This is a genomic window from Tistlia sp. (assembly GCF_040905785.1).
Lineage (GTDB): Bacteria > Pseudomonadota > Alphaproteobacteria > Kiloniellales > DSM-21159 > Tistlia.
In genome coordinates, this window is the sequence record NZ_JBBDQW010000088.1 from 44,468 (window position 1) to 56,336 (window position 11,869).

Consider the following 11,869-nt stretch of genomic DNA (forward strand, 5'->3'; position numbering starts at 1 on the left):
GGCCTCAGTAATTGCGGGCCTTCTGCACCAGGAAGTCGATCACCGCGCGCACGGCGGGAAGCTGGCCGCGCTTATGCGGCGTCAGGATCGTCGAGATCACGCTGCCGGCGGTCCAGGCGGGCAGCACCGCCACCAGCCGCCCCTCTCGGATCGCCTGCGCGGAGATCGATTCCGGCAGGCAGACGATGCCAAGACCGGCCTCGGCCGCCCTCATCAGCGGCAGCGATTCGTCGGCATGGAGCCGCGGCTGCGGCGCCGCTTCCACCGTGCGACCGCCTGCGTCGCTCAATCGCCAGACCCTCACCGCGGGATTGGTCATCAAGCCGTCGTGGTGGCTCAGCGCTTCCGGCGTCGCCGGCTCTCCGCGCAGGGCGAGGTAGGAGGGCGCGGCAACCAGCGTGATCCGCTCCTCGCCCATGCGCCGCTGCACGAGGTCGGAATCCGGCAACGGCGCGAAGTGATCCCGTATCGCGATATCGAAGCCCTCCTGCACCAGATCGACGAAGCGGTCCGTGACATGCAGCTGGATCCGCAGCTTCGGGTACTGGCGTGCGAGGATCGGCAAGCGATCCGCCAGCCGGAACTGGGCGCTCGGAACGGAGGCCGTGATCCGCACGATGCCGCTGGGCTCCGCCAGGCGCTGAAGCACGACGGACTCCACCGCTTCCGCCTCGATCAGCGCGGCGCGGGCATGATCGCAGACGTCCCGCCCCAGCTCGGTGAGCGCGAAGCTGCGGGAGGTGCGGTGGATCAGCTGCGCCCCGAGCGCCGCTTCCAGGGCGGCGACCCGCTTGCTGACCGTCGACTTGGGGCAGCCGAGACGCCGGCCGGCGGCGGCGAAGCCGCCGCTCTCGACGGCCTGGACGAAGAAGCGGAGGTCGTTGAGGTTCAGCATCGAAGGTCTGCAGATGTGGACATAGGGTTCACCAATGCCGGTCTACAGGCTGAACGTCCACGTTTGTATATCCATCGCATCGACGATGGAGGAACCACATGATCCCGATATCCGAACCCATCCTTACGTCCGGCTTTCCGCTCGGCAGCTCGGCCGGGCTCGTCGCCGCCTTCGAATGGCTCGGCCAGCCCTATCGCCTGACTCGCGTGGACATGCTCGGGGAGATGCGCACCGAGGCCTACAAGCGCCTGAACGGGCGGGTGGAAACCCCGGTGCTGCTGACCGGGGAAGGCCACGTCCTGACCGAGACGATGGCGATCGCCTTGTGGCTGGAGACACGGGATTCCGAGCGTCGCGTCAGCTTCGCGCCCGGCACGCCGGAGTCGGACCGGATGCATCAGTACCTCGCCTTCCTCAATACCGGTTTCACCGCCGCCTTCGATCCGCTGTGGGTCGCACTGGAAGCGGAAGACGCGACCGCGGGCGAGCGCGAGACCCTGCGCAAGTTCGGCCGCAGCTTCGTCGCGGAGCGTCACGAGCAGCTCGAGGCGATGATCGGCGATGGCGCCTATCTCCTCGGCGACAGGCCGACGCTGGCGGATGCGGTGTTCGCGGGGGTGGCGCGCTGGGCCGACTTCCACGAGGCGATCGCACCGCGCGACTACCCGCGCCTCCAGGCGCTGCGCCGGCGCCTCGAGGCCGATCCCGCCTTTCGCTTCGCCTTGGCTATCGAGGACGGCGAGACGGCGAGGGGCAGCGGCGCAATGAAGGGGCTCGTTCCCCTCGCGGACGTGCTGCGCCAGGCAGGTATCGAGGCGGCGGCGGCTTGAGATGCAAGAAGAGGCTAGCGCGTCATTGGTGGGTGGCGTGCGAAACCCTTTTCCTGGCGCGAGAATGGCGGGCAGAGAACAATGAAACGGAGAACTACACCTTCGCCAAAGCCCTCTGAATCATTCCTGGATGCCGTTCGGTCCCGGTTTGACGGTTGCGTCCACAACACAGCGGGATTGGCACCTTCTTCCATCATTCCCCACTGCGCTATCCTCTAAGTCTCGCTCATGATAATGAGTTGCTCGACAAGGCGGAGGCGCGGTTCATCTTTGACTCGGTGTGCGCGGTGCTCCGCTTTGTCAAAAGCATCGATACCGTTCGATTCGATAACTGAGGGTCCCACCCAACAACAGCCGCGGCTACCTCGAGCTGAGGCTCGGCTACCGGATCCAGGAACTCACCCTCGGCGGGCTTTCGCGCGAGACGCGGCGAACGCTGGATCTGCTGGCCGACGAGATCGAGGGCCAAATCGGGCGCAAGTCGATCATCGCGGATTCCCGCAACCCGGTCGTCGGAACACGGCTCATCCGCGAATGGGACGGGATGGAGCACACCGTCACCGTGATGAAGGACGGCTTCGACTTGCAGGGGCAGAAGTTCAAGTCGCTATCGGCGGCGGCGCGGGCGATCACCGGCACACAATGGAACGGCTACGGCTTCTTCGGACTGCGCGAAGCCCGGAGGGACGACCGATGAGCCGCTCTCAGGAAACCGTCGCGATTCTGCCGCGCCGCCAGCGCTGCGCCATCTACACCCGCAAGTCGAGCGAGGAAGGGCTCGACATGGAGTTCAACAGCCTCGACGCCCAACGCGAGGCTTGCGAAGCCTACGTGGCGAGCCAAAAGGCGGAAGGCTGGGCGGCCATTCGCGAGCCCTACGATGATGGTGGCTTCTCCGGTGGCACGCTGGAACGCCCCGGCCTGAAGCGCCTGATCCAGGACGTCGAGGCCGGCCTGATCGACGTGATCGTGGTCTACAAGATCGACCGGCTTTCGCGCTCCCTCATGGACTTCGCCAAGCTGGTCGAAATCTTCGACCACAATCAGGTGACCTTCGTTTCGGTCACGCAGTCGTTCAACACCACGACGTCGATGGGCCGGCTGACGCTGAACATTCTCCTCAGCTTCGCTCAGTTCGAACGGGAGGTGATTGGCGAGCGTATCCGCGACAAGGTCGCCGCCTCGCGCAAGCGCGGCATGTGGATGGGCGGCTACGTTCCGCTGGGCTACGACGTGCGCGAGCGCAAGCTGGTGATCAATGAGGGCGAGGCCGCGACGGTAAGGATGATCTTCGAGCGGTTCGTGCGGCTGGGCTCCGCGACGACGCTGGCGAAAGCGCTGGCGGCCGAAGGCGTACTGAACAAGCGAAGCAAGCTGATCGACAAAGGCTTCCTCTACAAGCTCATCAACAACCGGGTCTATCTGGGCGATGCCGTCCACAAGGGCACGGCCTATCCCGGCGAGCACGAGGCCATCATCGATCAGGCTCTCTGGGACAAGGTGCACAGCATTCTGCAGGAGAGCCCACGCCTGCGGGCGAAGAACACGCGCCGCCAGACGCCGGCCCTGCTGAAAGGGATCATCTTCACCGAGACGGGAGCCGCGATGACGCCGACGGCGACGAAGAAGGGCACGCGTCTCTATCGCTACTACGCGTGGATGGATCTGATCAGGAACCGCCCGACCGGCAACGCCACCGGTCCGCTGCGCTTGCCCGCCGGGATGGTCGAGGACGCCCTCGTCGGGGAGATCCGTCGCATGATCCGGGCTCCCGAGATCGCGGCGCGAACGATCAAGGCCCTTCGGGACAAGAGCTCGAACGTCGACGAGCAGGCGGTCGTCACGGCGCTCGGCGAGTTCGATCAGCTCTGGGCGGCGCTCTATCCTGCGGAGCAGACCCGCATTGTCCAGCTTCTGGTCGAGCGTGTGACCGTCGGCGAGAACGGCATCGCGGTTGACCTCCGTCAGGAGGGGCTGGGCTCGGTCCTGCGGGACATGATGGCGCCCCGCTAGATGTATAGTCCCGGCATGTGATGGACCGGATTGATCCTGAACCGGCCGGGCTGCTCGGTCCACAGTTTGCAGATTGCCTCATACGGTGTAAGCCCGCTTAGGGTCTTGAGGCGCTTGGCAAAGTTGTAGGCGTTGAGGAAGTCAGCCAAGTGGGCCCGTAGCCGATCGTGGCTGTCATAGTAATAGCGACGGACCGTTGCCTCTTTGATCGTGCGGTTCATGCGCTCGACCTGGCCGTTGGTCCAGGGATGGTTCGGTTTGGTCAGGCGGTGATCGATGCCGGCCTTGGCGCAGGCAAACTCGAAGGCGTGAGCCCGAAACAGCTCGCCTTCGGCGATGGCGTCTTTGATCTCCGCGACTGCGGAGCGCTCGTTCCCCGGCGTGGTGAAGTGGGTACCGTTGTCGGTCAGGACGGTGTGGATCTTGTAGGGGACTGTCGCGATCAGGCGGCGCAGGAAGTCGGCAGCGCTACGCCGCGTGGCCTGTTCGTGCAGCTCGGCAAAAGCGAATTTGCTGACCCGATCGATGGCGACGAACATGTAGAGCTTGCCATCCTCGGTTCGTACCTCGGCGATGTCGATGTGGACGTAGCCGATGGGATAGTCCTTGAACCGCTTCTTCGGCTTGTCGCCTTCGACGCTTGGCAGACGGCTGACGCCGTGGCGCTGGAACAGCCGATGCAAGCTGGAGCGGGTTAGATGCGGGATCGTCGCCTGAAGGGCGTAGAGACAGTCGTCGAGCGGCAGCAGGGTGTGCTTGCGGAAGGCGACGATGAGCGCCTCCTCCTCGGCTGACAGCACCGTCGAGCGCCGCTCCTTCGGTCCCATCGACGCATCTTCGACAGAACGGCGCTTGCGCCATTTCCGAACCGTCTTCGAGTTGATGCCGTAGCGCTGGCTCAGTTCCTGGACCGAAGCTTCCGATCGCTGTATTGCCGCTCGGACGGCGTGAGTGGTCGTGGCGCAGCCGTGCAGTACTTGTCCCATAGTGCATCCTTGTTGACGGTCGCTGAAAGCGTACCATCACACCACGGGACTAAACATCTAGAGGGAGGCCTGCGCATGAACGCCACGCCGGACACCATCCGCGTGGTCATTCCGCTGACGATCCGCAAGCGCAACGGGCGGCCGAAGATCCTGCCGCCCGACGATGTAGACGCGCGAAACGGCCGGGCGCAGGATCCCCATGTGCTGCGCGCCATCGCCCGAGCGTGGAGCTGGCGGCGGCAGCTGGAAGCCGGCGTCGCTTCCACCATCGAGGACATCGCCGTAGCCGAGAAGGTCTCCGACCGGTTCGTGGGACGGATGATCCGGTTGGCGTATCTGTCCCCGAGCGTCCTTGAGACTCTCGTCATCACCCGTAAGCCGCCCGCCATATCGATCAATGACCTGATGGCGGTGGCAGAGTTGCCGTGGGAGGAGCAGATAGATGCCGTTTTTAGCTTAGCAGTCATTGGTCGGCCGCGAGTGCCGCTAGTGATCTGAATCCGACGCTTCGAACCCGCACCTGCAATCCGCGACGAGCACGGTGCGTACGACCGCAATGCGGATGAAGCTCCATTTCACCGCGCTCGCACCAACGGTCGCTTTCTGCGCCTTGCGCCTGCTGCGAACAGCAGCCTCGGCCAGCATCGGTCGTTGGCGCAGACGGCCGCCGGTCAACTGAACGATACCGGTCGCTTGTGGCTTCTGTCGACCGAGAGCGAGAACACGTCGGGGCGGGAATAGTGGCCGCTGGCGTCGAATTTCCGGCGCGAAGCCCGGGCTTCGGAGACGTCGATCTCGACCAAAAGAAGCCCCTTTTGGCGGTGCATCGGCCCGGCAGCGATCCCGCCGAAGGGCTTGTAGACCACTGCATCGCCGGAGTTCACCCATTCATTCTTGTTCGGAAACAGAATGTCGTAATGCGGGATGTCCGTGGGAATGTCCGACACCTCCAGTGCCGTCGCGCATCCGACCACCCAACAGCCGCCTTCGCGGGCGATATGCTGCATCGTGGCCAACCATGTGTCGCCGCTGTCCCAGGTCGGCGCGACATAGATATCGATGTTCTGGGCATAGAGCGCGAAACGCGCCAATGGCATGTAGCTTTCCCAACAGATGAGCGCACCGATCCGCCCCACCGCTGTTTCGACCACATTGAGGCCCGACCCGTCGCCAAAACCCCAGATCATGCGCTCCGGGTTGGTCGGCATCAGTTTGCGGTGGTTGTTCGCGATGGTGCCGTCGGCGTCGATGGTGATGCAGGAATTGAACAGGGTCGACCCCGACACCTCACCGTCGACTTCCTGATAACCGGCCACGATCACCATCTGATGTTCGGCGGCGGCCTCCTGCAAGGGGGCCATACCATTTCGGCTCAGATCGACGGAATTGGCTTGCAACAGGGCGAACAATTCGTCTGTCTTGCCCATATCGGCCCCCGGTGACAGGCGCCAGGCAAATGTCGGGTAGCCGGGAAACCAGGCCTCGGGGAAGACCAGCAGCCGGGCGCCCTCGCTGGCGGCTTGTGCTACCAGTCCGACGGCGCGCTCCATGCTGGCGGCAAGGTTCAGATAGACAGGCGGTTCCTGAACGATTGCAATTTTTGTCATCGGATTTTTCCTTTTCGTGATTGATCAGGTTGCCCACCGGTTCCGGCTGTGAGTCCTGAGCCTGGGCAGTGGCTGCCGGGCATCATGCTGACCCGCGGCATGGATCAGGCAGCTTTCGTCCCGGTGGCAACAAGCATCTCGCAAGGCCCTTCGAACCGGCCATCCTTTTCGAAAGCGCGCAGCGCTTCCTCGATTTCATCCCAGGCGTCATCCTGCTCGGGCGCGGTGAGCCCCGCGAGCATCTGATGCAAGGCCCCAAAACTTTCCATCTCGAATTGCAGGCATTCCTGAGCCGAGCCCAGCAGGACCGGTGCCGCGACACGCTCTATTTCGACGCCGGTAAAGCCCGCGTCGCGCAACCGGCCGGCCAGCACGTCGGGGTCGCCCAGCGAGAAAGGCCCAGGCTGGCCCGGCAGCGGCGCGGGCAGCTCTGCGCGGCGGCGGATGATGCCGACCGGCACCGAGAAGAAGCCGTTGCGATCGGCCTCGGCATAGGTGATCGCACCGATCCGGCCGCCGACGCGCAACTGCGCGCGCATACCCGTCAGCGCCTTATGCTGGTCCGGAAAATAGATCAGCCCGACGCGCGACATAACGCCATCGAACGGCTCGGCCTCGATCCCGCCGACATCCTCGCCGTCAAGCACTTGGGTCTTGATATGAGCGATCCCAGCCAAGTCGGCATTGGCTTTGGCATGTTTGAGGATACCTGCCGACAAATCGGTCGCCAGCACATGGCCCGATGGTCCGACGCGCTTCGCCGCATTGAGCGTCTGGCTTCCAGCGCCGGCCGCGACATCCAGAACGCGGCTGCCCTCCGTCAAGCCCATCTTGTCGAGCATCAGTTCCGTCGATGGGCCCAACCATCGGTCCAGAAGGGGCGTCCACCGGTTCCAGGCATCGGCGGCTTCGTCCCACTGGCGGCGGGTGGTCTGCTTGAAAGCGGCGGGATCGAAGACTTTCGTCGCGACTGTCATTTCACTCTCCTTTTTGGTCTAGCCCGATGGATGGGCACTATTCCGCCATTTGCGCGCCGGACCCGCCGATTTCGGTTGGAAAGTCCTTAAATTTGGGCAGGCCGTCCCGCATCGGCAGCACGGTCTCGGCGTAGTTCACATGTACGCCCGGTTCGAAGGGCAAGCTGGAAATCGCCGCTGCGAAGACATCGGTGACGCCCCATTCCGGGTGATCCGTCATGATGTGCCCGCCGCAATTTTTGCAGAACCTGCGCTTCGAGTTCGACACACCGGCATATTCGCCAACGAGATCCTGCCCTTTGGTGACCCGCACGCTTTGCGGTTTCCAAAGGCTAAATGCATTCACCGGCCCCGCCGACCAAGCGCGGCAGGACGAGCAGTGGCAATAGCCCATCCCCTCCGGCGTGCCGGAAACTTCGATTTCAACGCTGCCGCAAAAGCAGGTTCCTTTATGTATCGTGGTCACGGTCTCTCTCCCTGGTATTCGAAGCGCGCCACCAGAGTCACCGTAATGGCTGTGCCGCGATAGTCCTAAAACTGTACTGGACCGAGCCGGATATGCCCCTTAGGCTCGAACGATCGGATTTTTCGAGCAAGGAGAAGCCTATCATGCGCGGCAGCTACGGTCAGTTTTGTCCGGTTTCGATGGCCTCGGAGATTTTTTGCGCGCGCTGGACGCCGCTTTTGATCAGGGAATTTCTGTGCGGCAGCACGCGGTTCAACGATCTTCGGCGAGGCCTGCCGCGGATGTCGCCAACGCTGCTGTCAAAGCGGTTGGGAGAATTGGAGGCGGCAGGAGTTATTCAGTCTGCCAAGGGCGGCCAGGGCGTTAAGGAGTACCGCCTGACAAAAGCCGGAGAAGAGCTTCGCCCGCTTATCATGGGGATCGGCGCATGGGGGCAAAGATGGGTGGAAAGCGAAATTTCCCTCAACAATCTCGATCCCGAATTGCTGATATGGGATATGCATCGTTTCCTGAATATCGATCCGCTGCCGGAGCGCCGGGTTTGCCTCCAGTTCGTGTTCAGCAATCTTCCAAAGGCGCGGCAGAACTACTGGTTGCTTGCCGATCCGCAATCCGGTGTCGAGGCCTGCTATGCCGATCCAGGCTATGACGTTGATCTCTACTCCGAATGCAGCCTGCGCACTATGACCGCGATCTGGATGGGCCTGGAGTCGGTCGAAAAAGCGGTGAACGATGGAAGACTGGAACTGACCGGCCCAAGCGAGATCGTCGCCCGAATGCAGGAATGGCTTGGCCTCAGCCCCTTTGCTCATGAAGAACGGTTGGCTGGCTAGTACTCACAACCACATCACAGGCGGACAGGCGACGGCCTGAACGAAGGGAAGGGAACCATCAGGTTCCGCCGTGCCCATCCAACAAGACCTTTGACACTGCCCTTGTTATTGCCCTTTCCAGGGCGGCTATATCCGACCTCGCTTAGCACGGGCTTCTCAGCCGTGTCAGTATTTTGACCTTACGTGTTCTGATCCCGCGCACCGTCGTCCTTCCTCGCCTGGATGCCCGGAAGAGTGACCCCGCTTACACCGCACGCGCCATCGAGGGACTGGCGCATACGCTGACCGACGCATCGACGCGCCCCACAACGCCCACCTTGGGTGTCTCTGATTGAATGCCTGGCGAGGGAACGGCTGTAAAAAGTTCGGTCGGCACGAATCGTGCAACCGACTGGAAACGTTGTGTTTTCTTTGACAGAACCAAATCCGGCGAGGTTCGCTCGGTTAGAGACGAAAGCCGTTCAGAGACCGAAAATCGGCTTCCTGCCAGTCTCTGAGGTTCGGTCGGTCTGGCCAAACCCCTTTGAAAAAGGAGGAATTTCGACGTCACTGGCGCGCCTTCGCGAGTTTGCGAAAGGAAGTTGGCGGAGGGGAAGGGATTCGAACCCTCGATACGGTGTTAACCGTATAACGGTTTAGCAAACCGTCGCCTTCAGCCGCTCGGCCACCCCTCCGCAATACGAGCGGCTTATAACCACGACGTTTGCGGGCCCGCTGTTCTAGACGGCTGCCGCTCGGCCTGTCAACGACGGCGAGCGGCCCCGGCGAAGACGCCGCGCCGGGTCCCGGTCGGGTCCGGGTCGGGGCGCCGTCGAGGCGGTTCGCGCGATGCGCGAGGCTCCCTCGGCAGTGGCCTCAACCGATGCACGGAATCGGTGTAGCGAGGCGGTTTTATCCACAGGAACGCGAATGTTAGTGACACTCCGTTAATCTTAACGCCCCAGGGTCGTCTTCAAGGAAACCCCCTGACGGCAAAGGGCCCGCCCCCCGCGAGGCCCGCCGCACGAGAGAGGACGGAGAAGCGTGATGTCCCTGTCGAAACGGAGCCTCGATACCCTGCTCGACCTGGTCGAGATCAAGATGAGCTGCATGGAGGTCTGGGACCGCGAGGACCGCCGCGAGCTGCAGAACCTCGAGCTGGCGCGCAACGAGCTCGCCGGCCTGCGGCCCGGCGGCGACGCTGTCGGCGGCGGCGGCGAAGTCGTCGCCATGGCGCCGCGCCGGCGCGGCCGGCCGCGCTCCGCCGACACCGCCCTGCGCCAGCAGGCCGCCGCCTTCTGAGCTAGAGCCCCGGCGCCGACTCAGGGCACCTGCATGCCCTTGGCCACGGCCGGGCGCGCGCCGACCTGCGCGTACCAGCGCTCGACGTGGGGAAAGTCCGAGAGCGCGACCTGCTGCCACTCGTGGCGCGCCGCCCAGGGGTAGGTCGCGATGTCGGCGATGCCGTAGGCCTCGCCGGCCAGGAACTCGCTCTCGCCCAGGCGCTTGTCGAGGACGCCGTAGAGCCGCCGGGTCTCGTTCGAGTAGCGGTCCTTGGCGTAGGGCACCTCCTCCTTGGCGAAGCGCAGGAAGTGATGGGCCTGGCCGAGCATCGGCCCGAAGCCGCCCATCTGCCACATCAGCCACTGCAGCGCCTCGTAGCGCGCCGGCCCGTCCTTGGCGAGCAGCTTGCCGGTCTTGTCGGCCAGCCAGATCAGGATCGCCCCCGACTCGAAGAGTGCGATCGGCTTGCCGCCCGGACCCTCGGGGTCGACGATCGCCGGGATCTTGTTGTTCGGGCTGATCTTCAGGAAGGCGGGGTCGAACTGCTGGTCCTTGGTGATGTCGATCGGGTGGACCTCGTAGGCCAGCCCGAGCTCCTCCAGGGCGATCGAGACCTTGCGTCCGTTGGGCGTGCCCCAGGTGTAGAGCTGAATCGTCATCGTCGGACTTCTCCCCTCGTTCGTTGATGTCTAGGGATTGCGCGCGCCAAGCGCGGTAATCTGTCGGATTGGGCGCGCCCGGCGCGGCCTCTCGATTGGGCGCGCCCGGCGCGGTGACGTCTCGATCGGGCGCGCCCGGCGATCCTGCCGCAAGCGGCGGGGCGGCGCCACCCGCGGCGCGGGATCGGGCGTGGGCGGAAGGATCAGCGGCGCTGGAACTGGGTCGCGCCGAACAGCATCTCCTTGGCCTTGTCGTCGAAGCCTTCCTTCTTGAGGCCGACCAGGACCTCGACGCCGCGCACGACCGCCGGCCGCGCCGCGATCTCCTCGAACCAGCGCTGGAAGTTCGGATAGTCCTCGCGCCGCACCTCCTGGCGCTCGGGGTAGCGGGTCCAGGGCCAGGCCGCCATGTCGGCGATCGAGTAGTCGTCGCCGGCGAGGTAGCGGCTCTCGCCGAGGCGCTTGTCGAGCACGCCGTAGAGGCGGTTGGCCTCGTTGGCGTAGCGCTTCATGGCGTAGTCGATCTTCTCCGGCGCGTACTGCAGGAAGTGGTGGGCCTGGCCGAGCATCGGCCCCAGGCCGCCCATCTGCCACATCAGCCACTGCAGGGTCAGGTAGCGCTCGCGGCCCTCGGCCGGCAGGAAGCGGCCGTGCTTTTCCGCCAGATAGAGCAGGATCGCGCCCGACTCCATGAGCGCCAGCGGCTTGCCGCCGGGCCCCTCGGGATCGACGATCGCCGGAATCCGATTGTTCGGGCTGATCTTCAGGAAGTCGGGATCGAACTGGTCGCCGTTGCCGATGTCGATCGGGTGGACCCGGTAGTCGACGCCCAGCTCCTCGAGCAGGATGTGCACCTTGTGGCCGTTCGGCGTGGCCCAGGAATAGAGTTCGATCGCCATGTCGCTCCCCTGTCGAAAAGGACTCGCGGGACGCCCGTCCCGCGACAAGGTGAGGCCAGGGGCCGGCCACGGCAAGCCCGGCTCCGGCAAAGCGCCTGTTCCGGACAGGCGCGCGCCCCCGAGTCGGTCAGCTGCGATCCGGGCCGTGGCGGGCGACCGGGCCGACGGAGGGCCAGCCGGGCCGGGTCGCGACGTCCTTGGCGCCGCAGCCGGAGCAGCGCAGGCGGCCGCCGAGCTCGGGCACGGGGAAGCCCGGCCCGAGCTCCTGGACCAGGCGCTCGATGCCCAGGGTGGCGTTGTGGCCGCAGCGGTTGCACCAGCAGAACACGCCGATGCCCTCGGCGGCGAGCTCGCCCAGCCCGATCGCCTTGCGGCTGCGGTCCTCCTCCTCCAGTGCCCGTCGCTTGAACCCGGCCACGCCGGCGCTCCCTTCCCTGCTCG

14 protein-coding genes and 1 tRNA gene are annotated in these 11,869 nt (G+C 64.5%); 6 read left to right on the forward strand and 9 right to left on the reverse strand.

Annotated elements, in window-relative coordinates:
* Window positions 1-4: 4 nt before the first annotated feature.
* A complete protein-coding gene (locus tag WD341_RS20115; protein ID WP_368427281.1) occupies window positions 5-895 on the reverse strand; it encodes a LysR substrate-binding domain-containing protein in 891 nt (296 codons plus the stop codon).
* A gap of 98 nt (window positions 896-993) precedes the next feature.
* Here WD341_RS20115 and WD341_RS20120 point away from each other — a divergent pair, with 98 nt between their 5' ends.
* The 3 genes from WD341_RS20120 (at window position 994) to WD341_RS20130 (ending at window position 3,738) form a co-directional block, all read left to right on the forward strand.
* Entirely contained in the window at window positions 994-1,725 is a 732-nt protein-coding gene (locus WD341_RS20120; RefSeq protein ID WP_368427282.1) for a glutathione S-transferase family protein, read from the forward strand.
* A gap of 331 nt (window positions 1,726-2,056) precedes the next feature.
* Window positions 2,057-2,422, forward strand: coding sequence for a DUF2924 domain-containing protein (locus tag WD341_RS20125; protein ID WP_368427309.1), 366 nt, complete (start codon window positions 2,057-2,059; stop codon window positions 2,420-2,422).
* Complete coding sequence (locus tag WD341_RS20130) at window positions 2,419-3,738, forward strand: recombinase family protein (RefSeq protein ID WP_368427283.1); 1,320 nt, start codon at window positions 2,419-2,421, stop codon at window positions 3,736-3,738. Before WD341_RS20125 ends, WD341_RS20130 begins: the two co-directional genes overlap by 4 nt.
* Here the strand turns inward: WD341_RS20130 and WD341_RS20135 are convergent.
* On the reverse strand, window positions 3,735-4,724 hold the full coding sequence (locus tag WD341_RS20135; protein ID WP_368427284.1) for an IS481 family transposase: 990 nt from the start codon (window positions 4,722-4,724) through the stop codon (window positions 3,735-3,737). The genes WD341_RS20130 and WD341_RS20135 overlap by 4 nt on opposite strands.
* Before the next feature lie 75 nt (window positions 4,725-4,799).
* Here WD341_RS20135 and WD341_RS20140 point away from each other — a divergent pair, with 75 nt between their 5' ends.
* On the forward strand, window positions 4,800-5,222 hold the full coding sequence (locus tag WD341_RS20140; RefSeq protein ID WP_368427285.1) for a hypothetical protein: 423 nt from the start codon (window positions 4,800-4,802) through the stop codon (window positions 5,220-5,222).
* Window positions 5,223-5,395: 173 nt separating this feature from the next.
* Here WD341_RS20140 and WD341_RS20145 read toward each other — a convergent pair whose 3' ends face one another.
* The 3 genes from WD341_RS20145 to WD341_RS20155 form a co-directional block, all read right to left on the reverse strand.
* On the reverse strand, window positions 5,396-6,331 hold the full coding sequence (locus WD341_RS20145; protein WP_368427286.1) for a carbon-nitrogen hydrolase family protein: 936 nt from the start codon (window positions 6,329-6,331) through the stop codon (window positions 5,396-5,398).
* A gap of 104 nt (window positions 6,332-6,435) precedes the next feature.
* Entirely contained in the window at window positions 6,436-7,308 is an 873-nt protein-coding gene (locus WD341_RS20150; protein ID WP_368427287.1) for a class I SAM-dependent methyltransferase, read from the reverse strand.
* Window positions 7,309-7,345: 37 nt separating this feature from the next.
* The gene (locus WD341_RS20155) at window positions 7,346-7,774 is read right to left on the reverse strand and encodes a GFA family protein (protein WP_368427288.1); all 429 of its coding nucleotides are present in this window, start codon (window positions 7,772-7,774) and stop codon (window positions 7,346-7,348) included.
* Window positions 7,775-7,917: 143 nt separating this feature from the next.
* Here WD341_RS20155 and WD341_RS20160 point away from each other — a divergent pair, with 143 nt between their 5' ends.
* Window positions 7,918-8,607 (forward strand): winged helix-turn-helix transcriptional regulator, encoded by a 690-nt coding sequence (locus WD341_RS20160; protein WP_368427289.1) that lies wholly within the window; start codon window positions 7,918-7,920, stop codon window positions 8,605-8,607.
* A 582-nt stretch (window positions 8,608-9,189) separates the two neighbouring features.
* Here WD341_RS20160 and WD341_RS20165 read toward each other — a convergent pair.
* Window positions 9,190-9,281 (reverse strand) — tRNA-Ser (locus WD341_RS20165).
* A 352-nt stretch (window positions 9,282-9,633) separates the two neighbouring features.
* Between WD341_RS20165 and WD341_RS20170 the strand changes: the two genes are divergently transcribed.
* Complete coding sequence (locus WD341_RS20170; RefSeq protein WP_368427290.1) at window positions 9,634-9,888, forward strand: hypothetical protein; 255 nt, start codon at window positions 9,634-9,636, stop codon at window positions 9,886-9,888.
* A gap of 20 nt (window positions 9,889-9,908) precedes the next feature.
* Here WD341_RS20170 and WD341_RS20175 read toward each other — a convergent pair whose 3' ends face one another.
* From WD341_RS20175 to WD341_RS20185, 3 genes are all read right to left on the reverse strand, one after another.
* Entirely contained in the window at window positions 9,909-10,529 is a 621-nt protein-coding gene (locus WD341_RS20175) for a glutathione S-transferase N-terminal domain-containing protein (protein ID WP_368427291.1), read from the reverse strand.
* Between the two features lie 203 nt (window positions 10,530-10,732).
* A complete protein-coding gene (locus WD341_RS20180; RefSeq protein ID WP_368427292.1) occupies window positions 10,733-11,428 on the reverse strand; it encodes a glutathione S-transferase N-terminal domain-containing protein in 696 nt (231 codons plus the stop codon).
* Between the two features lie 127 nt (window positions 11,429-11,555).
* Window positions 11,556-11,846, reverse strand: coding sequence for a hypothetical protein (locus WD341_RS20185; protein WP_368427293.1), 291 nt, complete (start codon window positions 11,844-11,846; stop codon window positions 11,556-11,558).
* Window positions 11,847-11,869 lie beyond the last annotated feature (23 nt).